Origin of the sequence: Ruminococcus sp. 5_1_39BFAA (genome assembly GCF_964240875.1) — a bacterium.
GTDB lineage: Bacteria > Bacillota > Clostridia > Lachnospirales > Lachnospiraceae > Blautia_A.
Genome location: NZ_CAXSVO010000010.1, coordinates 47218 through 72793, shown reverse-complemented (window position 1 = coordinate 72793; position 25576 = coordinate 47218). Strand labels below are relative to the sequence as shown.

General features: G+C 47.4%; 21 protein-coding genes. 1 reads left to right on the top strand and 20 read right to left on the bottom strand.

The window, feature by feature from the left end; genetic code table 11:
- Positions 1-92: 92 nt before the first annotated feature.
- The 14 genes from ACESZH_RS12235 to ACESZH_RS12170 form a co-directional block, all read right to left on the bottom strand.
- Entirely contained in the window at positions 93-1340 is a 1248-nt protein-coding gene (locus ACESZH_RS12235; protein WP_373216459.1) for an MFS transporter, read from the bottom strand.
- A 9-nt stretch (positions 1341-1349) separates the two neighbouring features.
- Positions 1350-1601 carry a hypothetical protein gene (locus tag ACESZH_RS12230; RefSeq protein ID WP_373216457.1) on the bottom strand — a complete coding sequence of 84 codons (252 nt, stop codon included), beginning with the start codon at positions 1599-1601 and terminating at the stop codon, positions 1350-1352.
- Positions 1594-2583 carry an ABC transporter ATP-binding protein gene (locus tag ACESZH_RS12225; RefSeq protein WP_373216456.1) on the bottom strand — a complete coding sequence of 330 codons (990 nt, stop codon included), beginning with the start codon at positions 2581-2583 and terminating at the stop codon, positions 1594-1596. The genes ACESZH_RS12230 and ACESZH_RS12225 overlap by 8 nt, the downstream gene beginning before the upstream one ends.
- Positions 2576-3628, bottom strand: coding sequence for an ABC transporter ATP-binding protein (locus ACESZH_RS12220; protein WP_373216578.1), 1053 nt, complete (start codon positions 3626-3628; stop codon positions 2576-2578). Before ACESZH_RS12220 ends, ACESZH_RS12225 begins: the two co-directional genes overlap by 8 nt.
- A gap of 152 nt (positions 3629-3780) precedes the next feature.
- Complete coding sequence (locus tag ACESZH_RS12215; RefSeq protein ID WP_373216454.1) at positions 3781-5523, bottom strand: ABC transporter permease; 1743 nt, start codon at positions 5521-5523, stop codon at positions 3781-3783.
- 10 nt (positions 5524-5533) lie between these two features.
- The gene (locus ACESZH_RS12210; protein WP_373216452.1) at positions 5534-6520 is read right to left on the bottom strand and encodes an ABC transporter permease; all 987 of its coding nucleotides are present in this window, start codon (positions 6518-6520) and stop codon (positions 5534-5536) included.
- A 123-nt stretch (positions 6521-6643) separates the two neighbouring features.
- Positions 6644-8788 (bottom strand): ABC transporter substrate-binding protein, encoded by a 2145-nt coding sequence (locus tag ACESZH_RS12205; RefSeq protein ID WP_373216450.1) that lies wholly within the window; start codon positions 8786-8788, stop codon positions 6644-6646.
- A 32-nt stretch (positions 8789-8820) separates the two neighbouring features.
- Positions 8821-10497, bottom strand: coding sequence for a M3 family oligoendopeptidase (locus ACESZH_RS12200; protein WP_373216448.1), 1677 nt, complete (start codon positions 10495-10497; stop codon positions 8821-8823).
- 174 nt (positions 10498-10671) lie between these two features.
- Complete coding sequence (xylB, locus tag ACESZH_RS12195; RefSeq protein WP_373216446.1) at positions 10672-12129, bottom strand: xylulokinase; 1458 nt, start codon at positions 12127-12129, stop codon at positions 10672-10674.
- Between the two features lie 74 nt (positions 12130-12203).
- Positions 12204-13691: an L-fucose/L-arabinose isomerase family protein gene (locus ACESZH_RS12190; RefSeq protein WP_373216444.1), complete on the bottom strand. Its 1488-nt coding sequence runs from the start codon at positions 13689-13691 to the stop codon at positions 12204-12206.
- Between the two features lie 21 nt (positions 13692-13712).
- Complete coding sequence (locus ACESZH_RS12185; protein ID WP_373216442.1) at positions 13713-14330, bottom strand: DUF4867 family protein; 618 nt, start codon at positions 14328-14330, stop codon at positions 13713-13715.
- Positions 14331-14447: 117 nt separating this feature from the next.
- On the bottom strand, positions 14448-15323 hold the full coding sequence (locus tag ACESZH_RS12180) for a helix-turn-helix domain-containing protein (RefSeq protein ID WP_373216441.1): 876 nt from the start codon (positions 15321-15323) through the stop codon (positions 14448-14450).
- A gap of 83 nt (positions 15324-15406) precedes the next feature.
- Positions 15407-15685, bottom strand: coding sequence for a type II toxin-antitoxin system HicB family antitoxin (locus ACESZH_RS12175; protein WP_373216440.1), 279 nt, complete (start codon positions 15683-15685; stop codon positions 15407-15409).
- 16 nt (positions 15686-15701) lie between these two features.
- Positions 15702-16256: a DUF2284 domain-containing protein gene (locus ACESZH_RS12170; protein ID WP_373216439.1), complete on the bottom strand. Its 555-nt coding sequence runs from the start codon at positions 16254-16256 to the stop codon at positions 15702-15704.
- 137 nt (positions 16257-16393) lie between these two features.
- Between ACESZH_RS12170 and ACESZH_RS12165 the strand changes: the two genes are divergently transcribed.
- Positions 16394-17227 (top strand): Cof-type HAD-IIB family hydrolase, encoded by an 834-nt coding sequence (locus tag ACESZH_RS12165; RefSeq protein ID WP_373216437.1) that lies wholly within the window; start codon positions 16394-16396, stop codon positions 17225-17227.
- Between the two features lie 21 nt (positions 17228-17248).
- Here the strand turns inward: ACESZH_RS12165 and ACESZH_RS12160 are convergent, their stop codons facing one another.
- The 6 genes from ACESZH_RS12160 to ACESZH_RS12135 form a co-directional block, all read right to left on the bottom strand.
- Positions 17249-18718 (bottom strand): response regulator, encoded by a 1470-nt coding sequence (locus ACESZH_RS12160; protein ID WP_373216436.1) that lies wholly within the window; start codon positions 18716-18718, stop codon positions 17249-17251.
- Positions 18719-18734: 16 nt separating this feature from the next.
- Positions 18735-20537: a histidine kinase gene (locus ACESZH_RS12155; RefSeq protein WP_373216434.1), complete on the bottom strand. Its 1803-nt coding sequence runs from the start codon at positions 20535-20537 to the stop codon at positions 18735-18737.
- A gap of 16 nt (positions 20538-20553) precedes the next feature.
- Positions 20554-22149, bottom strand: a complete 1596-nt coding sequence (locus tag ACESZH_RS12150) for an ABC transporter substrate-binding protein (RefSeq protein WP_373216433.1) — start codon at positions 22147-22149, stop codon at positions 20554-20556.
- A 219-nt stretch (positions 22150-22368) separates the two neighbouring features.
- Positions 22369-23196 (bottom strand): carbohydrate ABC transporter permease, encoded by an 828-nt coding sequence (locus ACESZH_RS12145; RefSeq protein ID WP_373216431.1) that lies wholly within the window; start codon positions 23194-23196, stop codon positions 22369-22371.
- 1 nt (position 23197) lies between these two features.
- Positions 23198-24109 (bottom strand): carbohydrate ABC transporter permease, encoded by a 912-nt coding sequence (locus ACESZH_RS12140; protein WP_373216430.1) that lies wholly within the window; start codon positions 24107-24109, stop codon positions 23198-23200.
- Positions 24110-24200: 91 nt separating this feature from the next.
- Positions 24201-25559 carry an ABC transporter substrate-binding protein gene (locus tag ACESZH_RS12135; protein ID WP_373216428.1) on the bottom strand — a complete coding sequence of 453 codons (1359 nt, stop codon included), beginning with the start codon at positions 25557-25559 and terminating at the stop codon, positions 24201-24203.
- Positions 25560-25576 lie beyond the last annotated feature (17 nt).

Below are 25576 nucleotides of genomic sequence, written 5' to 3'. Positions count from 1 at the left end.
CAGAGCTCAACCAAAAGGAGCCGTCGCATCAATGATTAATCAGACTTGATAAAATCATGGATGCGACGGCTCCTTATTGAAACATAAATTCCTTATGCCTGTCTGTTATAAATTTTTTTCACGTCTTCTCGGTTTCTGTACATCGTCGCGCCGACCGCCAGGAGATTTATAACCATGAAGCCTCCCAGCACAGCCCTTTGCGGGGCAAACTCGCACAGTATGCCGGAAATAAGCTGGCCCAGAAACAAACCCGCCATATTTGTCATCTGAAAGATGCCGTTGAATCGTCCCTTTTTCCCATCCGGCACATAGCTTTGGGTAGCGGAAATGCGGATATTATAAGAGGTCGCTCCCAGTAATCCATTCACAAAACATACTACCGCCATTAGTACAAGCGGCATATACAGCATGGTACCTTCAATAAGGGAAACACTTAAATATACAATTATGGCGATCACGAATTTTTTATCTGTGGGATATTTCACCTTGTAGTGGATTCCGCCGCCAATCAGCCTACCTATGGTCGTCCATCCCATGGTCAGCATATATATGTACTCTCCGTTTTGGTAGTTCATCTTAAAATAAGGAAGTACAATGGTGGAAACCGCGCCTGCTGCAAACATGGTCACTGTAAAATAAACCGTGATCGTGCGCAGCCCTTTTTCATTTTTCAGGTAGTCAATCCCTTCACGAAACGTCTTTCTGTATTCCGCAATGCCAAAGTCCTCGTTTTCCTTTTTCGCATAGGACTCCCTGACCCTCGATATCTGCGTTTCCATAATTGCAGCTATCAAAAAGGAGGCCATATTGATCAAAAACAGCGGCGCTATCCCGATCAGGTTATATAAAAAAGCAGAAACAGGGATCATCAGCATGGTCAAGCTTTCCAGCGTACTCTGTATGGAATACGCCTTTGTGTAGTTTCCTTCCGTTATAAGCATAGGGAAAAAGCTCTCAAATGCTACCTGATAGATACTGTCAATGCTTCCCAGAATCAGGCAGCCCACGAGTAAAAAACCATAATTGAAATATCCTGCAATGAGCAGCCAGGCAAACAGCCCGTACAGAGCAGCGCTGATAAAATCCAGCGTGTAGATTGCCTTCCTTCTGGAAAATTTATCCACAAATGGGCCTGCAACCGTAGGGGCTATCACCTTTGGCATATTGTACATCACCATAAAAAGCGCATACAAAAACGTTGACCCAGTATAATCCAACACCAAAAGGCCGATAGCAAAACCTGCGATAGCGCTGCCGATCATGGAAACCACCGTTCCCAGGGTGATGATCGTAAAATCCCGCGTCCACAATGGAACCTGCGTCTGCTTTTTTTCTTCCATACTCTTCCCCTATCTCAGCCACACAAACAAGCAAAACAGGATAAACAAAAATGCAGCTATGGCAAATACGGTGCCTACTGCAAGGGCCGCCTTAAGTGCCAGCCATATCATCCCCCGTGTCTCTTCCTTTGTGAGAGGCTCTTTCTCCGGGGTGTCTCCCGGAACGCTCAGCCTGGGTCCCCTGGTATTCCAGGGCATTCCCTCAATATCCATATTGGCTACCGTATAGTCCGGCAGCTCCTCTTTTTTCTTTTTAATCATACAAATGGCACCGAACCTTATGTCCATTTCCCATATCTTTTTCCTCCGGAACCTGGGTCTTGCAGATTTCCATACATTTCCTGCAGCGGGTATGGAACTTACAGCCCTTAGGCGGATTTGCCGGGGACGGAATGCTTCCCTCCAGAATGATCCTGTTTCTCTTCAGATCCGGATCCGGCATGGGAATGGCGGAAAACAGCGCTTCCGTGTAGGGATGAAGGGGATTTGCGAAAATATCCGCCGTGGTCCCCGTCTCCACCAGCCCTCCCAGATACATCACGCCGATGGTATCGGAAATATGCTCCACCACAGACAGGTCATGGGAGATAAACAGATAGGTCAGCTTTCTCTTTTCCTGCAGTTCTTTTAAAAGGTTGATGATCTGCGCCTGCACGGATACGTCCAGCGCAGATACCGGTTCGTCGCAGACTACAAATTCCGGATTTAACGCCAGCGCCCTGGCAATACAGATACGCTGTCTCTGGCCGCCGGAAAACTCATGGGGATAGCGGTCTTTGTGATAGGACTGCAGCCCGCAGTCATCCATGATCCCCGCCACATAATCTCCGTATTCTGCCTTTGATACAAGCTTATGCTCTCTCACCGCTTCCCCGATGATCTCCCCAACCGGAAGCCTGGGTGAAAGGGAGGAATAAGGATCCTGGAAAATGATCTGCATCTTGGTGCGCAGATTTCTCATTTCCTTCCGGGACAGGTCAAAGACCTCCTGACCGTTAAACTTTACAGAGCCTTCCGTCTTTTCGATCAGCCTTAAAATGGTACGCCCGGTGGTGGATTTTCCGCAGCCGGACTCTCCCACCAGCCCCATTGTGGTTCCCCGTTTCATGGAAAAGGAAACGTCATCCACAGCCTTTACGGAGCCAACCTCTCTTCCAAACATTCCGCCCTTAATAGGAAAATACTTTTTCAGGTGGGATACCTCCAGAATGTTGTCTGCCTGCACGGTTTTGTTTTCACTCATGGGCTTTTCCCTCCTCTCCCGGATGCACATCCATCAGCCAGCCGGCTTCCGGACGATCCTGATAGCGATAGCAGCTCACCTCATGGGTAGGGCTTAATTTGACCACACCCGGATAACTGCCGTTGCACTTTTCGCAGCTCAGCTCGCAGCGGTCACGGAAATAGCAGTAATCCGGCATATCGATAGGATTGGGAACCTTTCCCGGAATACTGTAAAGCTTATCCACCTGTTTTCCCACAACAGGCTTGGAACGCATCAGTCCGATGGTATAAGGATGGGAGGGATTTTTAAAAATCTCCCGCGCCGTACCCTTTTCCACCACACGTCCTGCATACATGACCACCACATAATCCGCCATCTCCGCGATCACGCCCAGGTCATGGGTGATCAGCATAATAGACGAATTGATCTTATCCTTTAAGTTTCTCATCAGATCCAGGATCTGTGCCTGGATGGTAACATCCAGAGCTGTGGTCGGCTCGTCCGCAATAATCAGCTTCAGATTGCACGCCAGTCCGATGGCAATACAGACACGCTGGCGCATACCGCCTGACAGCTCGTGGGGATACATGCGGTAAACGCCCTCGCTGTTGGCGATTCCTACAAGCTTCAGCATCTCGATCGTCCTTGCCCTTACCTGTTCCTTGGACATACCCGGATTGTGGAGCATGGTGATCTCATCCACCTGATCCCCAATACGGAAAACAGGATTCAGCGCTGTCATAGGCTCCTGGAAGATCATGGAAATATCATTTCCACGAAGCTTCTGCATCTCGCTGGTGGGCGTATTTACGATATTATAAACCTTATCCCCTGTGTTAAAGCGGATCTCCCCTTCCACCGTCTGCCCCTGCGGGCGCTGCACAAGCTGCATCAGAGAAAGGCTGGTAACAGATTTTCCGCAGCCGGACTCTCCCACGATACCCACGGTCTTTCCCTGGGGCACCTCAAAGCTTACTCCATCCACAGCCTTTACAGTTCCGATATCCGTAAAGAAATAGGTGTGGACATTATCAAACTCCACAACGTTTTCAGGATTCTTCATCTTTGTAATATATTCCGACTCCGGAATATTCTTACGGTTTCTCTTCTTTTCTATCTCATTGGTAATTCTGCGGTTTTCCCTGGAAATCTTCTTTGTCTCTTTGGCAGAGATATAATTTGCGTTTTTCTTTCCAAATAATGCCATACTCTCACCTACCGTTTCATCTTCGGGTCAAAGGCATCTCTCAGGCCATCGCCCACAAAGTTAAATCCAAGAACAGTCAACAGAATCAAAAATCCGGCAGGAATCCATACAAACCAGAAATTTGTCAGCACGTAAACGTCATTTACTGCATTCACAATATTACCCCAGGAAGCATATGGAAATTTTACGCCGATTCCCAAAAAGCTCAAGGTGGCTTCCATCAGGATAACATCGCCAAGTCCCATGGTGGCGATTACAATAAGCTGCGGAATCACGTTTGGTATCAGGTGCCGGAAAATACGCCTGGAAATACGCACGCCCGTAGCTTCTGTGGCAACCATAAACTCCTGCTCACGCAGGGACAAAATCTGGCCGCGGACCATTCTGGCGATGCTTGGCCATCCGATAATTCCCAGGATCACACACAACGCATAGATTCGGATACGGGGATCGATCTTATAGTAATCCATTACCGAACCGATGATGATATACAGCGGCATAGCGGGGATACAAATGACTACATCCACCACACGCATGATGATGGTGTCCACCCATCCGCCGAAATAGCCGGAAATGCCGCCCAGGATCACACCTATGATAACCTCAATGATAATGACTACAAAGCCGATCATCAGGGAAATACGTCCTCCGTACATCAGGCGGGTCAGCACATCCATGCCGTTTCCGTCTGTTCCCACCCAATGCTTTTTACCTGGAGACTCAAAGGTATTATTTACCATCGTTTCCTTTTGGTTTCGAACCACGTACTGTGTATTCTTGGTCTGGAGCTGATAAGTTTCCTCCTCACCTTCTCCGTTTATTGCTGTAAAGGTGGCGGTCTTATCTATAATGGCCTGCTCCACAGCCTCCTTGAAATCAAGGGAAAGGAATACGCCCGGTGTCTGCGGAGATACCAAAAGAGTGGAAAGGGTTGCATACACTTCCCCGTCCTTCATGATCTCAGCAGCGCTTTCTCCTTCCAGAAATTCCACTTCATAAGAGCTGCCCTCATATTCAAAGGAATCTTCTCCTTCCTCAACTGCCATAAGTGCAGCCTCCTGGAAGCCATAACCCAGCTCTGACTCCTGGGAGGAACTGCTGAACACCCGCTTTGTAGCAAATGCCACTGGCTGGGAAGTAGAGATCACATTCTGGCGTCCCTGTTTTCCGATGGAATAGGTAATGCCCTCTGCCTCAAAGACAGTCTCTCCTGCCTTAACAGCCTCCTCATAGCCTTCTTTTATTTCATCAGTAAGGATTGCATCACCAATCTCTTTATAATCGGACTTACCTTTCAGGGTCAGAACCGTAGCGATAGGCTCTGCAGCAGAAATCTCATAAAAATCCTCACCCTTCTTTTCCAGCGCATAGGATACGCCGGAAGCCTCAAAGCCGTCTGCCTCCTTATTCACAGCAAGAATAAACTGCTGCTGTCCGGAAGCAGGAAATTCTGTTCCGTCTTTTGTGGTAAATTTATATGCGTCATTATAGGTAGCGCCTGCGTAGTCCTTCCAGACATATTCCTTTTTCCGGAATACCTGGCTTTCCCCGTAGGGGCTTACCATTCCTCCAACAAAGGAGAACAAAAACATAGCCACTAAAATGACCAGTCCCACCATAGCCAGCTTATTGCGGAAAAAACGCTTTGCAACAAGCATTCCGGGAGAGAGAACCTTGACACGCTGCTCATCATCCAGAGCCTGGGAGGTACTGACATGCTCATCTTTATTTTTTGTCGGATCTGTACTCATGCTTTTCCTCCTAATTTACTCTTACCCGCGGGTCAACCACTGCGTATAAAATATCCGCGATCAGGTTGCCGGTCAGTGTCAAAAATGCCAGAAATACCATGTAAATCATGGTAAATGGAATATCTCCCTGTGTCAGCGCCTGATAAGAGGTGTAACCAATTCCCGGAATCTGGAAGAGAGTTTCCGTGATCATGGCTCCTCCGAACAGGTTGGGAAGGGTGCTGCCCAGAATGGTGATGATCGGGATCAGTGTATTGCGGAAAGCGTGGTGATACACCACCTTTTTCTCCGGCACGCCCTTTGCCCTGGCAGTACGGATATAATCCGCATTCAGTACCTCAAGCATGTTGGTTCTGGTATAACGCATCAGGGAACCGATACTTACAATGGTAAGGGTAATGACCGGAAGAATCATATGCTGCGCCATATCCAGCACTTTTCCCACAGAACCGTAGGATTCGTGCATTCGGCTTACAATACCGTACAGGTCTACCCATTTCAGATTAATGGAAAAGATCCATTTCAATATTGTGGCAAAAAAGAAGGATGGCAGTGAAATACCGATGAGTGCAAACACAGTCACCGCATAATCCACTTTGCTGTACTGCTTTGTTGCCGACAAAATACCCAAAGGTATGGCGATCAGGATTTCCAACAGGAAGGAGGCCAGCCCAAGGGCAAAGGAATACCAGATCACACTTGCAAACTTTTTGGTAACCGGCTGATGGAAAATCCAGGATTCCCCAAACTGTCCCCGTACAGCCTTTCCAAGCCAGATAAAGTACCCTTCTATTACCGGCTTATCCAGACCATAGGAGGCGTTCAGCTCCGCTACCAACTCATCATAGGGCTTTGCGCCCTGTTTCATGGACATATCCCTGGCACGCCCCTCCACATAAGAGGTAGGAAGCGCTCTCTCAATGGAATAAATGATCAGGGAAACAAAAAACAGGATCATTGCCCCCAGGAGTACACGGCGTACTATAAATTTCTTCATTCAAATCTGTCCTTTCCGGTATCAGCCAAAAGAATGTAACGCAATGAGCCCACTGTAACGGTGGGCTCACTGCCAAATCTGTCATAGGACAGAAATTTCATTTCTTTTCGCTGTGCAGAACCTTTAGTTCATTTCCATCAGTTCGATGTCTTTGTACCAATTGTAGAATGTAGTTACATCCTTGGTGAAGGTATCTGCATTGATACGCTCAGGACTGTAGATAATACAGTTCTGTCTCTGATAGATCGGAATCTCTACCGCCCAATCCACGATGATGTCCAGGCACTGCTTGTAAACAGATTTTCTGTAATCCTGGTCTGCGGAAGAACGTGCGTCAATGATAGCCTGATCCAGAGCGTCATCATAGATATGATAGTAGTTGCTCTTTACGCTGTCGCTGTGATAAACCTGATACATATCCGGATCGATGGTTGCCTGCCATGCTGCTGCCCAAAGCTCTGCAGTACCGGCATTTAAAGCATCCCACATAATATTTGCGTCAGTAACATCGTTGATTTCAAGTGTGAAACCTATCTTCTCAAAAGCTGCCTTTGCATCGGTCAGAATCGCAAAGCTTGGGTGATTACCCTGGCCGTCAGCGCCGATGATGATCTCATAGGAGAGCTTTCCGCCTTCCGGAGCTGCTGTAACTTTGCCGTCCTCTACGGTATAGCCTGCTGCCTCAAAGTAGCCAAGAGCTGCCTGAAGAGCTGCATCAAATTTCTCTTCGTCTGTCATTTCATCTGTGTAAATCGGGTTTCCGTCTTTATCTACAGAGAAAGCTACCTGATAATCTGCATCAGATTTCTGAGGTGCTGCCCAGGATGTATTGGAGATCGGGTAGTTGATAACAGATGCTGCATCTCCGTAATAAGAATCAATGGAAACATCACGGTATACAGAAAGTACAGTTGCGATAGCCTTTCTCAGAGCCTTAGACTCATCGGAGCTTCCGTCATCCCCAACCTTTACATTGTCCGCGCAGATACCAATATAGCCGTAGCCAAGGTTATCCACTGCGTTTGTCATGATCTTTTCGCCGTTAAGCTCATCGTTTCCGTTAATGCCTTTGATCTGGTCAAAAGCGTCCTTACTTCCGGATGGATCTGTCAGGTCGATTGTACCCTGCTCTACACCCGCGATCTTATCCGCATCTGTAGTCTCACGCCACTGCAGGTATTTGATCTTAGGCTCGCCTTTGTAATAGTTTTCATTGGCTTCCATGTATACGGTCTTGTTCTCATATTTCACGAATTTATATGCGCCTGCGCCCATAGGCTGATTGGATTTATCACGTACTGCGGAGAGATCTCCTCTGGTAAATCCAAACTGGTTATTGTCATAATCATACAGGGACTCATCGCCATAATAGTGAAGCGGCTCTACGATAACAGCCAGATTATAGATCGTGGTAGCAGAGAAGCCGTCTGTGGTAACCTCTACCTCATAGTCGCCCAGCTTCTTGATACCTTCGATGTTTGCAACCTCTTCGCCCTCGCCGGATTCGGTTTTCTGTTCTACCAGATAAGCCTGTGCCAGGGAAGTTGCGTCCTCATCAAAAAATGCTTCATCACCGTAGTTTGCTGCAAGGGTCTTATAGTCTGTGCCGTACTGCTCAGCGATCTCGCTGACAATGGCATCCATTTCCTTGCCTTCTACGCTGTAATTATCATCTGTGCTGTAAAGAGCTGCGAAGAATTCTGCTCCGCTGTTTACGCCAAAGGAATCCTTATAGTCTTCCCAGGCTTCTTCTGCCCAGCTATACTCGGACTCCAGAAGCGGCACGATAAGAGTATCCTTTACCTGTGCGCCAAGTGCCTCCGGCATTTCCTCCAAAGCTGCCGCGATGTCATCCTCGCTTACACTGTCTGCTGCAGTGGAGTTCAGACGGTAGTTCTGCATTCCTTTGATGTTGGTGGAGTACAGAGTACCGTTTCCGTCATAGTCTGTGTCAGAATATACATATAATGTAAAGATCAGGTCGTCTGCCGTAACAGGCTCTCCGTCAGAGAATTTTGCATCCTCACGCAGTTTGAAGTTGTATACTGTAGTATCCTCATTCTGTGTTACGGTTACGTCGGAAAGTCCTGTGTAATGATAAGTGGTGCCGTTATATTCATTATCTTCACCCTCAATACCATTATAAATGACAGCGCCTGAACGATCATTGTCAAACAAATAAGCGCCAACCAGATCTGCGATCTGCTGATCTGGAACTGCCTCTGCGAACATGCCGCTGAATTTCTCGGAGAAGTTTGTCTGGCCCACAACAAGTGGTGTCTCAGAAGCTTCTGCTTTTATCAGTCCATTTTTTCCTTTAATTTTCCTATGATCTCTGCTATGCAGTTCTCCTCAAAAGGAACCTTCAGTCCCACCTGGGCAAGCATGTTGGGATAAAAATCGCTGGCAGAAAGCTTACACAGCCTCAGATAGCTTTCCCATGCGCTGCTGTGATCCTTTTCCATCTTGATCTTATACTGGAAAGCGCAAAGCTGTGCCATCACATAGTCAATGTAATAAAAGGGCATCTCAAAAATGTGTCTCTGTCTGTGCCAGTATGCCCCTGCCTCCAAAAATCCGCAGCCGGTTCCGTCAATATGTGGACGGTATTCCTTTTCCAGCCTGTTCCACGCTTCCCTGCGCTCCATTGGAGTAAGCTCCGGATTTTCGTATACAATGTGCTGGAATTCGTCTACCATGGTTCCATAAGGGATAAAGGCAACCGCATCCTCCAGGTGCATTTTCCGGTAATCGTCCCCTCTTTCCCCAAAGAAAAGCTCTGTCCAGGGCTCTGCAAAAAATTCCATGGACATGGAATGGATCTCCGCTGTCTCCATGGTAAGGTAACGGTTATGATCCGGGATGGGGTCGCTGCCGGATACATAGTACTGGAAGGCATGTCCGCATTCATGGGTGATCACATCCACATCGCCGCTTGTGCCGTTAAAGTTTGCAAAAATAAAGGGAACGCCATAATCCGCAAGCTCTGTCATATAGCCGCCTCCCGACTTATTGGTACGTCCAAGCACATCGAACAGCTCGTTTTCCGTCATCATGCGGAAGAAGGCATCCGTTTCCTTTGACATCTCCGTATACATTTTCTGGCCGCCTGCCATGATCTCCTCCGGTGTACCAACAGGTGCCGGATCTCCCTGTGGGAAATACACGCCGTCATCGTAGTAACGAAGGCTCTGAATTCCCAGACGTTTCCTGCGGTTTTCGTGCATTTCCGAAGCAAAGGGTACAAAGACCTCTTTGATCTGCTTTCTCAGCTTTTCGATATCCTCTTTTGTATAGGAGTTGCGGTTCATCAGGCAGTAGCCCATATCGACATAGTTTTCAAATCCAAGGGCTTTTGCCTGCTTTGTGCGGTTTTTTACCATAAGATCATAAATCTCATCAAGCTCCTCCATATTCTCCTCAAAGAAAGCAGAGTATTTGTCCCAGGCTTTTTTTCTTATGTCACGGTCCTGGTCCCGCTTATATTTGTTCAGCAGGGAAAGGTTCAGTTCTTCCCCCTCCCAGTCTATTTTTGCAGAAGCGAGAAGCTTTGTGTAGCGTGTGGAAAGGGCGTTTTCCTCCTGCATAAGAGGGATCAGCTTTTCATCAAAGGCTTTCATAGCCAGCTCCATGGACTTGAATGCCACCGGGCCGATCTTTTCTTCCATATAGGCACGGTAGGGTGTTTTGAAAAGTATTTTCTGATACTCATTTTCCACAGCATTCAGCTCCGGCATCTTTTCATCGTAGTAATTCTTTTCCGCCTCGTAAAATTCATTTGTCACATCACCGTCGCGCCGGATACTGGCAATGGTGACCAGAGTTCTTGCATGATCCATCAGCTTGCCAAACTCCTGATGGAGCGCGAATTGTTCTTCCCCGCTCTCTGCGTGGGACGCTTTTTCAATGATCGCTTTCCCCTGCTCCATCACCGCCGGCATGTCCACCCTGGTATATGGCATTTCCGAAAATTTCATTATCGTTCCTCCTGTTGTCAGATTATGGTTTTATAATCATAGCACATTGCTCCTGGAAAAGCTACGGATTTCATCCACATATGCAGAAAAAGTACATGGAAAATCAAACCCTTTCCCATGTACTTTTGAGCACTTTTCAATATACTATTTTTGTTTCTTTATAGCCTTTGCAGTTTAAAATAAAGGCTTCATTGCCGGATAAAGCGTACGGAATTTCTGATATTTTTCTTCATATTTTGCAACCAGCTCCGTATCCGGCTCCACGGTATCTACTACTTTGGCAAGCTTTTTGCCGATGGTTTCCACATCCGGGTATGCGCCGCAGCCAACCGCTGCCAGCATGGCGCCGCCCATGGAGGGGCCTTCTTCATTTTCCAGAACATCTACCTTCAGATTCATAACATTGGCAATGATCTTTTTCCACAGCGGGCTTTTTGCTCCGCCGCCGCAGATTTTTGTTCTCTCGATCTTAATGCCAAGGCTTCTTGCCACTTCCAGGGAGTCACGGAGAGCAAATGCCACGCCTTCCAGAACTGCCTGTGTCATGTCCGCTCTTGTGGTGTCCATGGACATTCCGAAAAATACGCCTCTGGCGTCAGGGTTATTGTGAGGGGACCGCTCTCCCATCAGATATGGAAGGAAAAAGACGTTGTTTTCCCCTAGTTTTGTGATATCTGCCTGCTCTTTACCAAAATCTTTTGTTCCCAGGATTTCCTCTGCCCACCACTTGTTGCAGGAGGCAGCGCTTAACATGCAGCCCATCAGGTGATAGCTTCCGTCTGCGTGACAGAAGGAATGTAAGGCGTTGTTTTCATCCACACCGAAGTTTTTGCTGGAGATGAAAATGGTCCCGGAGGTTCCCAGTGAAATATTGCACTGTCCGTCTCCTACGGTGCCTGTTCCTACGGCTGCTGCTGCATTGTCGCCTGCTCCTGCGATCACCTTTACTTCTTGGGAGAAACCAAGCTCCTGTGCAACCTCTGGTTTCAAAGTGCCTACTACTTCCCAGCTCTCGTAGACCTTTGGAAGCTGTTCTGCGGTAATGCCGCAGACAGCAAGCATTTTTTCAGACCAGCAGCGGTTTTTCACATCCAGAAGCAGCATTCCGGAAGCGTCGGAAACGTCCGTGCAGAATGCCCCTGATAACCGGTATGCCAGATAATCCTTGGGAAGCATGATCTTTTTCACTTTTTCGAATTTTTCAGGCTCGTTTTTCTTCATCCAGAGGATCTTTGGCGCTGTAAAGCCAGCAAATGCAATGTTCGCCGTATACTGTGAAAGCACGTCTTTGCCTATGACCGTATTCAGATACTCCGTTTCCTCACCGGAACGTCCATCGTTCCACAGGATAGCGGGGCGGATGACCTGATCATTTTCATCCAGGGTTACAAGACCGTGCATCTGTCCGCCGAAGCTGATGCCAGCCACCTGGGTCCGGTCGATTCCTGCTGTCAGCTCCTTCATGCCTTCCATACTCTGCGCAAACCAGTCCTCCGGGTTCTGCTCAGACCAGCCGGGATGAGGGAAGTACAGCGGATATTCTCTTGAAACAATATTGCTGATCTTACCGGACTCCTCCATAAGCAGAAGTTTCACAGAAGAAGTGCCCAGATCAATACCAATATAATACATAGTTTTCCTCCTGTTTTCTTGAAGCAACTGCCGTCCCAATGGGGCGGCAGCTATGCTAACGTATTCGGATATACTTATCTCCAGGGATTCTCAGTCGGATATCTTACGCCTGCAGGCTGGTTGTAACCAATCTCATCCACCGGAACGCCGATGTACTTAAATACCTCAAATAAAGCTTTTCCAAAGCGACCGAATGCTACTGCGCCGTGATGCGGGAAGTTTTTCTCGATCAGCACATGGCGGTAGAAACGTCCCATCTCCGGAATTGCAAAGATACCGATGGAACCAAAGGAGCGTGTAGCCACCGGAAGCACCTCGCCCTGTGCAATGTACGCACGAAGCTTATTGTCAGCCGTGCTCTGCAGGCGGTAGAAGGTGATGTCTCCGGGAACAATATCTCCCTCCAAAGTCCCCTGTGTTACTTCTTCCGGAAGGGTTCTTGCCATGATCATCTGATATTTCATGGAGCAGGAGGAAAGCTTTCCTGCCGCTGTATTTCCGCAGTGGAAGCCCATGAAGGTATCCTTCTGTGTATAGTTATATTTGCCCTCGATATCGCTCTTGAACATATCGTTCGGCACAGAGTTGTTAATGTCAAGCAGGGTAACGGTGTCATTGCTTACAACCGTACCGATGAACTCGCTCAGTGCCCCGTAAATATCAACCTCGCAGGATACCGGGATTCCCTGTGCGGCAAGACGTCCGTTTACGTAGCAGGGCACAAAGCCGAACTGTGTCTGGAATGCAGGCCAGCATTTTCCGGCGATGGTCACATACTTGCGGTAGCCTCTGTGCTCCTCTACCCAATCCTTTAAGGTCAGCTCATACTGTGCCAGCTTAGGCAGGATCTCCGGCTTGTTGTTTCCGTTTCCAAGCTCTGCCGCCATCTCCTCAACAAGCGCCGGGATTCTCTCGTCTCCTGCATGTTTGTTAAATGCCTCAAACAAATCAAGCTCAGAATTCTCCTCAATTTCTACGCCGATATTATAAAGCTGCTGGATCGGTGCGTTGCAGGCAAGGAAGTTTAACGGGCGCGGGCCAAAGCTGATGATCTTTAAGTTGTTCAGCCCATCGATGGCTTTTGCAATTGGCACAAACTCATGGATCATATCTGCGCATTCCTCTGCGTTTCCAACCGGATATTCCGGGATGTAGGCTTTTACTCCGCGGAGCTTTAAGTTGTAGCTTGCATTTAACATTCCGCAGTATGCGTCACCGCGGCCCTGTACAAGATCATCGCCGGACTCCTCTGCTGCTGCAATAAACATTTTAGGTCCTTCGAAATGCTTTGCAAGAAGTGTCTCGGAAATCTCAGGCCCGAAGTTTCCAAGATATACGCACAGAGCGTTGCAGCCTGCTTTTTTAATGTCCTCTAATGCCTGTACCATATGGATCTCGCTTTCCACGATACAGATCGGACATTCATAAATTTCGCTATCATCATATTTTGCCTTGTAAGCCTCTACAAGAGCTTTTCTTCTGTTTACGGAAAGGCTTTCCGGAAAACAGTCCCTGCTCACTGCTACAATACCGATTTTTACCTGTGGTCTGTTGTTGATCATGTTGATTCTCCTTTTCATTTTTTATTCAATTGTAATATTTTCACCTTTAAGTCCGTTAAATGCCCCTGGAATCTTTGCATCCTCGTGGGCGATCAGCCATTTGTTCTTTGCCGTCATCAGGCTGTCCTCACCCTCTGACTCTGTCTGGAAGGTAAGCTCCGTATTGGTGCCCTTCGGCAGAACTACTACACACTGGAAACCGCTTTCCTTTACATGACAGGGCGCATAATGCAGCGTAGTGGCATAAACCTCGATGCCCGTTCCGGCAGGAACCAGGAACGCCTCAATTTTTGAAGTGTCATATGTAAAATCCGCCTCAATATCCTGCTGCTGTCCAATTAGCAGGACTAAATCTGTGACCGCCACATTGATTTCAGAATTCCGGTGGTATTCCACAGCATTCAGCTTTTTATTGTGTCCATTACAGTAGCCAATCTGAACCGGCAGCCCGCCAAATCCTTTGTTCTGCAATTTCTTTGCGACATCCAGCGCCTCAAGCTCTTCCACAGAAGGGACATAGATCACATCCTCCGGAACCGGAGTATGTTTCATTTCCTTTAAAAGCCCGCTAAAATCATATCCCTCCAATACCTTTCCATATTTCAGGAAAGAAGCGTCTGCTACACTTTGAATCTTCACCTTTTCATCTCCTTTTCATGATGATACCTCTTTGTTATAAGCTGAAAAAAGCATACCACATGTATGGTATGCTTTTCGCCGGATTTCTTGTCTAATCTATAGCACTTTTTTGACATTTCAATGACTATCTGCTGTTCCTCCCCGCTTTACTTCGCTTGGGAGGATCCCGTATTTTTTCCTGAATTCCCCGGAAAAGGCTCTGCTGCTTGCAAAGCCGTTATCCATAGCGATCTGGCTGATGGTATGGTCCGTGTTCATCAGCTCCCTGTAGGCAAACGCCATGCGGATTTCCTGAAGGTATGATTTAAAATTGACTTTCGCATATTTTTTAAACATACGGGACAGATACGCATCGGAATACCCGAACATGACAGCCATATCGGAAAGCTTTAATTCCTCGGTGTAGTGCTCCCGCATATAGGTGGTAATCTTTGACAGCGCATCCAGACGGCGGCTGTCCTGAATCTCTTTTGGGGCAGCTTCGGATTCCCGGTAATCCTTTACCAGAAGAAAAAGGATGTTGTAATACAATGCCATGGTGCGGAACTCCCATCCTACCTCCCGGGCAGTATAAACCTTATAAAGCTCCTCTATGAAAAACGCCAGCTTCCTGTTATCCGGGATTTCCGATTTTTTGTCCCTTCCCAGTCGGGCAGCGCTCTTAAAACGGATAAACCGCTGTGCCGTAAAATACGGTTCAAACTGCTTCAAAGGAATCTGCAGCACCACTGTTTGATTCTGCACAGGAGCATGAATGGAATGGATTTCATTCGAATTAATAATGATAAGCTCCCCCGCTTCCAGAGGATATTCCTCCTCATTGAGAAAAAAGGATAAACTGCCGTCCAGAACAGCAAACAACTCCACTGAAGTATGCCAGTGCTTCTCTCTCTCATAATTGCCGTTTCCGCCTTCAAACAGAAACAGCTTAAAGGGTAAACCTTCGTTAGGAATGATCAGCTCGTGCTGAAATTCTCTGCTCCCGACGCTCATACACAATCCTCACAGCCAAATACCCCGCAGCTTGCATAGCATTTGGTTCTTATAGTAACAATCTCATTAAGTCCGTTTTGCCGCTACTCGTCCCAGCCTTCATAGAGCCGGATATTAACAGAGATATTACGCAAAATGTCACCTTCTGAAAGTTCCAGATCCTCCGGATCTGAGATAGGCGGCATTTCAGGAATGTCCTCGGACAGCTCCAGGGTAATCCAGTCATAGGCTGCGGCATTGGCATTCTCAATGGCCTCATCCAGGGTATCTCCTTCTCCGCCGCAGTCTGCCAGGTCCGGGAAATATCCCTTATAGGTTCCCTGTTCGGTTTTACGGAATATTGCAGGATATATAAATTTCATAATGTTCCTCCTTCCATTACGGAATCAGCAGCCCGCATACTAATACAAAATGATGGGGCAGACGGCCCGCTTCCATCCATTCCAGATTTAAGCCCATCAGCTTCTCAATAGTCATGCCCACATTTCCACCCAGAGATTCAATGGAATAGCGCATGGTTTCCGGGAAACGGCATGGCTTTCCCTCCGGCTTACTGCAGCCGCCTTTGCATCTGCGGCAGGAGCCGGCGGAAAGGCTGATGCTTCCCGGAAAGTCTTTTTCCGCTGCGAGAAGCTCATCGGTCAGGCGCTGTTTCTCTACGGGCAGCACGCTCTCAAGAATGTTCTGAAGCTCGTCCGGCTCATAAGTCCTTTCCAGTGCTTCCTGGTCAAACTCTATCTTTGTGGCAATCAGCCTGAAAGTTTTATACTTTTTCCAGTATTCTATTACATCAAAATCATATGGCGGGCAGGACCACACATGGTCGTAATTCTGACAGGCCTGACAGGCTTTCAGAAATGTGTCTACATCCACGTATTTATCAACATATTCCTCAACCGGAACTTCCGCCTCGTATCTCGTCGTTTTATACATACAGTTTCCTCCAAACGGGATGATTTTACATTCCCCGCTTCACGGCTCAGCTTTTTTTGTTCCCTTATTTGTTAAGGGTATGATATAATTATATATATTTTCAGATGAAAAACAAGTAAAAAAGAGAGAGAAAAGTTATGGGAATCCGATTGATCGCCAGCGACCTGGACGGGACGCTGCTTACAGATAAAAAAGAAATATCAGAAATGACCCGGAGGACACTGGAAGAAACAGCCAGGCGGGGAATCTGTTTCGTGCCAGCTACGGGGCGCTCCTTTTCGGCTGTGCCAAAGGAAGTCCTTGGACTTCCCAATACAGAATACGTGATCATATCCAACGGAGCCGCCATTTATTCCCTGTCCCAGGGAAAGCGGATCTATGAGTGCATTCTGGACCCAAAGGCTGTGACTTCTATCCTGAGCAAAGAAAAGCCTGCTGGCATGGTCATGGAAGTCTTTATGGATGGTGTCCCTTATTCCGGACAGGATTATGTAGAAAATCCGAAAGCCTACGGTGCTACTGATTACGGCGCCGCTTATGTCAAAAGGACGCGCCGCCCTGTGGCGGATATTTCGCATTTTGCCATGGAAAACCGCCATCGCCTTGACAGCATAACGTTTGTAGGCGGGACTCCTGCATTCCGAGAAGATTTCCGGCACTCTCTACTCACAGACGTACCGGGCATCTATGTCACCTCCTCTGTTTCTCATCTCCTTGAGATCGGAAACGAAAATGCCGGAAAGGGAAATACGCTTTTAAAGCTCCTTGAGCTTTTGCAGATTTCACCGGAGGAGGCTATGGCCTTCGGTGATGCGGACAACGATATTTCCATGCTTTCTGCCGTAAAATACGGCATCGCTATGGGAAATGGTACTGAAACCTGCAAGGAGGCCGCTTATTCTGTCACCGATACAAATGAAAAGGACGGGGTTGCAAAAGCTGTTTTGCAGTATTTAGCAAACAACTCATAAGGCACCCCGCCCCGGTGCATCTTACTTTTTCCGCATCTCCACACTCTTCCGGTACTCTGATGGAGATACTCCGCACACGGATTTAAAAATTTTCATAAAATGCTTTTCATTCTCGTATCCAACCTTCCGGCTCACATCCACAATCTTTTCATCCGTTTCCTCCAGAATCTTCTTTGCCTCCGCAACCCTGATATTTTTCAGGTAATTTACAAAATTAGTCCCTGTATATTCCTTAAATGTCACGGAAAACAGCGAATAATTCATGGAAACATAGTTGGATACCATTGCCATATTTAAATTCTTCTGATAGTTTTCCTGAATAAACCGCACTGCCTCGCCTATTTTCTGGCGGTTCTGATCACTGTCAAACTGCTCCTTCAGGCAAACCCTCATCTGCATCGTCCATTCCCGGAAATGCTCCAGGAATATATCTGCTGTTCCATAGCAGAGAGGCATCCTGCAGCCTGTTATAGATTCCCCTTGATCCGCCAGCATTTTTCCATATGTATCCTCCAGATTTTTTCGGATTCTCTCTGCCATCTCCACAATTCCCGGAAACGCCTCCGGATGATGTTTTGCGTCAAAAAACAGATTGCAAAGCTTTTTTATTGCCTCTTCCGTCCTATCCGCAGAAAACTGATTCAGGAACTGCTCTTCAAATCCTTCCGGAATCCCACTTTTTATCTGATCAGCGACCGTTCCGCTAAACCGCACAAACGCTCTACCGGTCACAAAAGCTGTTTTTCTCGCTGACAAAGCTTCCTGATACGCCTGGCCCAACTCTCTCCTGTCCGCATGTATTCCGGAAAATCCCAAACATCCTCCCCATTTCTCAATTTTTGCCTTTACCTCTTCCTCCATCCCGGCACTCATGAAAAGAACTGTCTGATCCTCCACATCCTCCACCTTAAACCATGGCCCTTTTGCACATTCCATACCTTCAGAAGACTGGCATCCTACTACAAGAAGATAATCCCCATCCCTGCGGATTTTCATAATATCGGAAACCTTTCTCCCCACAAGTTCCCAATCCTCTTCCCTGACATTTTCATTCAGCAAAAGATGACGGAACTGATTTTCCACATTCAGAATCTCCTCTTTCTCCTGCTGCCGCTCTGCGTGAACCTCTTTTTCCAGCTTTCTCAGAATTTCTTCTACCTTATCGCGTTTCACTGGCTTTAAGAGATAATCCCTCACGCCATTCTTCATCATCTCCACTGCATAATTGAAATCATCGTATCCGCTGACCACCACGATCAGAGGACGCTGCTTAAGCTGTGTCACATTTTTTACCAGCTCGATCCCATCCATCTTTGGCATGCGGATATCCGTAAACATTACGTCAATGGGACGGCTCCTTAAGATCTCCATAGCCTCCACTCCATTGCGGCACTCCAATACCTCCTCAATAGGTACAGCACAGCGCTTTGCCATAGTTGCAATACCCTGACGGATCATTTTTTCATCTTCCACAACTAATAATGTTTTCATTTTCTTTTCCTCTAAATCAGTAAGTCTCTTCACAGACCTCCACAGGCTTAGCCCCACTTTTTGCAGTCACAGGCAGCCTTACCGAAACCTTGGTGTAGCAGCCTTCTTTTGCCGCAAAATGAAGCCCATACCTTTCCCCGAATTCCATATGAATGCGGTCCTGCACGTTTTTAAGCCCGATCCCATTTCCGGAACCGCCGCTGACCTCCACTTCTCCGCTCAGCTTTTTATAAAGAAGGTCTAACTGCACCTGGTTCATTCCCACTCCGGAATCTGTGATTTCTATATCATAATACTCCCCGTATTCCACCACCTTAATATAAATAGTGGCATCCTCGTCCTGCTCCTCAATGCCGTGGACAATTGCATTTTCCACGATCGGCTGGAGGGACATCTTAAGAATTTCCTGTTCATAAATATACTCCGGTATTTTCACGGACAACGTAATAGTAAAATCATAGCGCAGATTCATGAGCACAATATAATTTTTGATATACTCGATCTCCTGCCGTATCAACACATTGCCGGAAACCCATTTCATGCTGTAGCGAAGCAGCTCTCCCAGTGCTGTCACCGCATCAGAAATCTCATATTCCTCATCAATTTCCGCCATCATCTTAACAGATTCCAGCACATTATAAATAAAATGGGCGTTGATCTGATTCTGCAGTGCCTTCACCTGGGTGTTTTTGATCAGAACCTCTCTGTCGATGTTTTCCCTGATCAGCTCCTGAATACGGTCCAGCATCTTATCAATCTGGTTACCCAGCTCACCCATTTCGTCCTGTCCGTTGTTTTCCACCCGGACGTTTAGATTTCCCTTTTGCACCTCACGGATAACCCGCAATGTTTCATAAAACTTTTTCAAAAGAGCCTTTACCAGGGCGTTGATAATCAGACTCAGCAGCACAAAGATCCCTACCAGCATAACCGAAAGAAGGTTCTCCTGACGCCAGATGGCATCCATCCTGCCCTGAATACTGGTGGCCTGGATATAGGTGCCGGAAAGCTCTTTCACCGGCTGTACCGCAAGAACCATGTTCTCACCCGCAATTTGGGTATGGATAACGCTCTGCCCGTTCTCAGGTTCCGCATGATCCAGGATCTCGTCTGCCATGCTCGTCCATTTTTCCTGTGCTTCACCGTCCCCTACCTGATAAACAGTGCCGTTATCGCTGACAAAGCAAGCCCAGTTTTCTGAATCCGAGTCAAAAACCCAGGGAAAAATTTCATCCATGGCGACTGCAACCTCCACCACACCGATCTCCTCCCCGGAATCATCCCGCATGGTGCTCACCAGAGACATCAGATGGCTGGAGGCATTCATGGTAGCATTGGACTGGACGCTGTCCGGATAGTTAAACTGCCAGCTTCCCGACTCATAATCCTTTGCCCACGGCAGACTCTCCATCCGGTTCTGATGATATAAAATAGGCATCATCTCCGGAAAGTCGTTGTTGTACGCATACACACAGATCTGATAAAGATAGGGGTTGCTGTTTACCATACGCTCCAGCATAGCAATATTCTCCCGGTCAAACTCCAGGTATTCCATGGTGGAAATCTCATCCCCTCTTTTCAGCCTTTCCAGAAACTCCTGCAAGCCCTGATCATTCAGAAAGGTCTGGGTGGACATGTTACACAGCTCCACAGTTTTCTGGAGCGTATTGTAAGTGTCCCGCGCCTGTCCCTGAGTATCTGTGCAAAGCTGCTGTACGGCGTTATCCTCCATATTCTTAAAAATAATGGAAGAAAAAATAAACAGCGGCGCCATAACAAGAAGCAAGATCACCAGAGTGAATTTTTGATTCAGTTTCAATTTTGAAAAAATTTTCTTAATCCTTTTCATCTGCCATACCAAACTTTGCTTTATTACTTTTGAACTCTTCTGTTGCAAGCTGGGCGAAACGCTCATATCCAGCCTCCTCGCCAGCCTGTACACATTCCTCGATGAGACGGTCAAACTCCTCATCTGAGTCTGCCAGCAAAAGCCTTGGCAGGGTGCTTCCCCAAATCCTCTGCACTTTGCTGTAAAGAGTCCGTCCCTCCTCACTGTCCTCAAAACCCAGATCATACTGCCCGGTATAGGCGGTATAGGGCCATGTCCACTCCTTCATCTGCCTGATCGAATCGTCCGGATTATACTCCCAGGCAAGCTGCATGGCGTTATTCTGCAGCATCCAATAGGTATCGTCTCCGCCGTATTTTTTATTGTAGGCAGTTCTGTCGCTGTTCAATAGCTCCAGGACTTCCGGTTTTGCCACCGGACTTCCATCCACCATATCATACATGCTGCCTTCCACACCCAGATAAACCATCTTCTGTCCCTCTTCACTCATAAGATAGGCTAAAAACCTGATTGCCTTCTCCGGGTCCTTACAATTTTTTGAGATATAGGTTGTTGTCCACCCATGGATCCCCACCACAGGCAGTACCGGGTCATCCCCGGAAAGGTTCCTCGGACCTTCCACTGCAATATAAATCCTCTCCGGATGCTGTACATTCAATGTCTTTTGCTGGTCTGCTATATCGCTGTTCTGATAAAACAGACAGAAATACTGGCCCTTGGCAATCTTCTGCTCCAATTGGGAACGCTTGTCAATAAAGATATCTTCTTTCAGATATCCTTCCTCCCCAAGCTTTCGGAAGACCTTCAGCCAGGAAAGGTAGTCCGGGTCCAGATTCCGGTTATAATACTCCCCGTTTTTTTCGTAAGGCACTGCCAAAAAATTCTGCAGATACAGGTCAAAGGAATTGCAGCCTTTCTCCGTAAACTCATCGGAACCAATTGGAATCAGCGGTTCTCCGTCCACATCAGGGAATTGCTCTGCTGCCTTGCGAACAGCATCCATAAATCCTTCCTGTGTGGTCATGTCCGGGCTTCCAATCGCCTCGTATATGTCCTTGCGCACAAGGAAATTATGGTTTGAAAAAACATTGTCGTATTTTTCCACATCCTCCGGAGTGTAGGAAGAGCTTGGATAGCTGTAAATATTTCCATCCTTCTGGGTATACCAGTTCAGTGTCTCTTCATTTGCCGCTTCATAAAACTCCGGCGCATATTCATCAGCCAGTTCATTTAACGCATACACCTTTCCCTGTTCGATCATCTCCTGGCATTGCGCTTCCCACCATCCCAATGTTACAAGATCCGGCAGGGTGTCTGACGCGATCATCGCATCCAGCTTTTCCGATTCATTTCCTTTGGGTACCACAAAATCTACGGAAACCCCTGTTTCGTCTGTGATTGCCCTGGAAACCTCATTATCGCCCCATGTGGTTGTATACCATGAAAAGTTGATGTACCAATCCAGCGAAACAGGCTTATCATCTTTTTCGTTTTTCACAACATCTGCGGAGGGTGTTCCGCAGCCTGTCAGCAAAGCAGCCAAACCGATTCCTGCTGCTATCGAAAATAATTTTTTATTCATCTGCTTCCTCTTTCCATGCCGCCCTCCATAAGAGGGCGCCCTTTCATCTGATATAAGAATACCATTCCGCTTCGCTCTTTACAATGCGGAACTTCTGTAACACGATCTATACGCCTAATGCGGACAAGCATCCCACATATCGCAGGATGCCGTCCGCACAGAAAGCTGTCTGAATTATATATTTTTAAGGAAGTAAGATATTGATTCCCTCAGCCATCCTCACTCTTTTACCGCACCGGCGGAAATGCTGCCGATGATATACTTGGAGCAGAATGCAAATACAATCAGGATTGGGATGACGGAAATCGCAACTGCCAGATAAATCGCTCCCTGGTTTGCCGTAATGTCCGTAGAGGAGTTCAGGGATGCGATCATAACCGGAAGTGTAAACTTGTCCGGCGTATTTAACAGGATCAACGGAATCAGGTAATTGTTCCAGTTTCCGATAAAGGCGCCGATAGCCATAGTCGCAATACCGGGCGAAAGCATAGGCAGTACGATCTTGTGGAACAGATAAAGCTCTTTCGCCCCATCCATCCTCGCTGCTTCCAGAAGCGCCGGAGGCAGGGCTGACTGGCAGTACTGGCGCAGGAAAAAGACAGTACCAGGTGATGCAATAGCCGGAAGGATCAGCGGCCAGTAGGAATCTACCAGACCCAAAGCTGCAACCAGGTCATAGAAACCGATCAGGCTTAACTGTCCCGGAATCATCATAAATACCACGATCACACCAAAGATCAGTTTATTTCCCTTAAAATCATATACAGCAAGGGCATAAGCGGTCAATGCTGAGAAATAAGCGGTCAGAAGCGTTGCCGGAATGGAAACCAGGAGGCTGTTTCCCATGCCGCGGAACAGGTTGAAATAGCCGGATACAGTCTTCCAGTTATCCTTAAGCGCATGTCCCGGGATCAGGGTAAAGGAGCTTACGATCTCGCTTCCTGTTCGTGTGGCATTGACCATCATCAGTATAAAAGGAATCAGACAGCACACGGCCAGCACGATCAGTAAAATATATAAGACGATTCTTTTTATATTCTTTGCCATGTCAATCTCCTTCCTTCTTATTCATGACCTTAAACTGCACGATGGACAGCACCAGAATGATTGCAAACAGCGCGTATGCAATGGCAGATGCGAAGCCTACCTGGTTGGTCTCGAAACCGAATTTATACAGGTACATAACAACAGTCTGTGTGGAGCCTGCCGGATTTCCTATGGTTCCGCCGCACATCAGGAACGGGATATCGAACATCTGAAGGCCGCCGATCAGGGAAGTAATGGTCACGTACAAAAGGATCGGCTTCAGAAGCGGAATGGTGATCTTGAAAAATGTTTTCCACCTGCCTGCCCCGTCAATAGCTGCTGCTTCAAAGTAATCCTTTGAAATTCCCTGAACGCCTGCCATCAGCATGATAAAAGAGTTTCCGAACCACATCCATGCGCTGATCACAGCCACTACATAAGGTGCGGTAGCGGTCTGTCCCAGCCAGTCAACAGGCTTGCCGATCAGGTGGGTTCCCATAAGGAGCTGGTTCAGGGTACCGTATCTCCAGTCAAGAAGGGTCTTGAACAGGAATGCCACGGAGGTTGCCGCGATCAGGTTCGGCAGATAATACAGTGCGCGGAACACGGAAAGTCCGCGGACCTTGTATTTGATGTCGCTGAATACGATGGTCAGAAGGAACGCCAGTCCCAACTGCAATACAATATTTACACCCCAGATTCTCACTGTATTTCCAAGTGCTTTCCAGAAAAACTTATCCTTAAATACACGGATATAGTTGGCAATTCCCACAGGCTGGGGAACGCCGAAGCCCGAATAATTGTTGAAGCTCAGATACAGGGTACGGGCAACCGGATAAACACTGAATACGAGAAACACAATGACGAACGGAGCGACAAACAAATAGCCGGTTTTATTGATATCTCTTTTTTTTACCGCTTTTTGTGATGCCATAATTTCCTCCCTCTTTTCTATCCTGCCGGATGAGCAGAACGGGCAGCCTCTGCAGGCTGCCCCAACTATGTTGTCTTGCTTCTTTTGCCCGTTATCTTTCGATATTCAGCTCTGGATATGTAGATGCTACAACATCATAGAAGTTGTTGATGGCATCCTCTTTTTCCATCTCGCCTTTCTTGATGGAAGTGATCGCATCCTGCCAAGCTTTCTTAAGAACATCGTCATATTTTGTAACCTTGGAGTAGTCAATGCCTTCAGCCTGTTTCAGGAAGAAATCATACAGTTTCTCACCGCCGTAGATCTCATTCTCATCGTCTGCATGTTTCTCAAGCACTGGTTTGTAGGCAACCACATCGCCCTGGGACTTCTCGATCCACCAGTCAAGTGTGCTCTCTGTCAGAGTGCAGTATTTCACAAAATCCCATGCAAGCTCTTTGTTCTCGCTCATAACGTTGATTCCAAGATAAGTACCGCCGCCGAAGCCATAGTTCGGTCCGGAGCAAACGCCCCAGCTTCCGGAAAGGTCTTTTACGTTGTCACGCATTGTCAGAACGCCCCAGCTTGGAAGGCCGTATGCAAATACAGCAGTGGTATCTCCGCTCTGAGCTGCTTCTTCCATTGCAGCCTCATCCCAAACGCTTGTATCAGCATCGATTACCGGGATGGAACCGCCCATTGCCTGATACCAGGTTGTAGACCAGGCATCTACGTATGCGGTCATATCATTCTGGTAAAGGTCTACACAGAGATCCATGTAGTCAAGTCTTGTATCGTCTACGATCAGGTTGCCATCCTCAACCCATGCGGTGTTGCTCAGGAAGTAAACCATTTCTCCGTCAGATGCGAAAATCTTGTAGCCTGCATCCTTTAAGGTCTGTCCTGTCTCGCGGATTGTATCGTAATCCTTGAACAGCTTTCCGATTTCTTCCGGATCGTCTGTTCCGAAGACTTCTTTTGCGATATCTCTTCTGTAGAAGATACCTGCCGGTGTGATCTGGTAGGAAATGGTTCTCTGGATACCGTCCGCATCCTGGCCTACCTGCCATGCGTAGTCTACTACGTCATCTGCGTAATCCTGTGCATTGTACGGTGCCTGATTCAGATCCTCAAAATAGCCTGCCTCATACATGTTCTGAAGCATCTGCGGCTCACCTACGATAATGTCCGGCTCTTTGGATTTTCCACGCATCGCGGACTGGATCTTTGTGGGATAGTCAGCCGGTGCAATGATCACGTTTTCGATCTTCACATCCTGGTTATCCTCGCAATACTTTTCTGCGAACTGTACAAGGTCGTTAGAAAGTGTCCATACAACCAGTTTCTGGGAGGCATCTTCGTTACCTGTTACGCTGGTTTCCTCTTCGTTTTCCGCCCATACGGTAGTAGCCGCTGTGGACATTGCCATCATGGCTGCCAGTGACAACGCCATAACTTTTTTTAACTTCATTACTTTTTCCTCCTTTT

Coding starts and splice junctions, on each gene's coding strand:
- ACESZH_RS12190 (WP_373216444.1), bottom strand. CDS start 13,691: ATGATCAACAACAGACCACAGGTAAAAATCGGTATTGTAGCAGTGAGC.
- ACESZH_RS12150 (WP_373216433.1), bottom strand. CDS start 22,149: ATGAATAAAAAATTATTTTCGATAGCAGCAGGAATCGGTTTGGCTGCT.
- ACESZH_RS12170 (WP_373216439.1), bottom strand. CDS start 16,256: ATGTATAAAACGACGAGATACGAGGCGGAAGTTCCGGTTGAGGAATAT.
- ACESZH_RS12200 (WP_373216448.1), bottom strand. CDS start 10,497: ATGAAATTTTCGGAAATGCCATATACCAGGGTGGACATGCCGGCGGTG.
- ACESZH_RS12145 (WP_373216431.1), bottom strand. CDS start 23,196: ATGGCAAAGAATATAAAAAGAATCGTCTTATATATTTTACTGATCGTG.
- ACESZH_RS12225 (WP_373216456.1), bottom strand. CDS start 2,583: ATGAGTGAAAACAAAACCGTGCAGGCAGACAACATTCTGGAGGTATCC.
- ACESZH_RS12220 (WP_373216578.1), bottom strand. CDS start 3,628: ATGAAGAATCCTGAAAACGTTGTGGAGTTTGATAATGTCCACACCTAT.
- ACESZH_RS12135 (WP_373216428.1), bottom strand. CDS start 25,559: ATGAAGTTAAAAAAAGTTATGGCGTTGTCACTGGCAGCCATGATGGCA.
- ACESZH_RS12165 (WP_373216437.1), top strand. CDS start 16,394: ATGGGAATCCGATTGATCGCCAGCGACCTGGACGGGACGCTGCTTACA.
- ACESZH_RS12160 (WP_373216436.1), bottom strand. CDS start 18,718: ATGAAAACATTATTAGTTGTGGAAGATGAAAAAATGATCCGTCAGGGT.
- ACESZH_RS12140 (WP_373216430.1), bottom strand. CDS start 24,109: ATGGCATCACAAAAAGCGGTAAAAAAAAGAGATATCAATAAAACCGGC.
- xylB (WP_373216446.1), bottom strand. CDS start 12,129: ATGTATTATATTGGTATTGATCTGGGCACTTCTTCTGTGAAACTTCTG.
- ACESZH_RS12175 (WP_373216440.1), bottom strand. CDS start 15,685: ATGAAATTTATATATCCTGCAATATTCCGTAAAACCGAACAGGGAACC.
- ACESZH_RS12210 (WP_373216452.1), bottom strand. CDS start 6,520: ATGAAGAAATTTATAGTACGCCGTGTACTCCTGGGGGCAATGATCCTG.
- ACESZH_RS12180 (WP_373216441.1), bottom strand. CDS start 15,323: ATGAGCGTCGGGAGCAGAGAATTTCAGCACGAGCTGATCATTCCTAAC.
- ACESZH_RS12215 (WP_373216454.1), bottom strand. CDS start 5,523: ATGAGTACAGATCCGACAAAAAATAAAGATGAGCATGTCAGTACCTCC.
- ACESZH_RS12230 (WP_373216457.1), bottom strand. CDS start 1,601: ATGATTAAAAAGAAAAAAGAGGAGCTGCCGGACTATACGGTAGCCAAT.
- ACESZH_RS12235 (WP_373216459.1), bottom strand. CDS start 1,340: ATGGAAGAAAAAAAGCAGACGCAGGTTCCATTGTGGACGCGGGATTTT.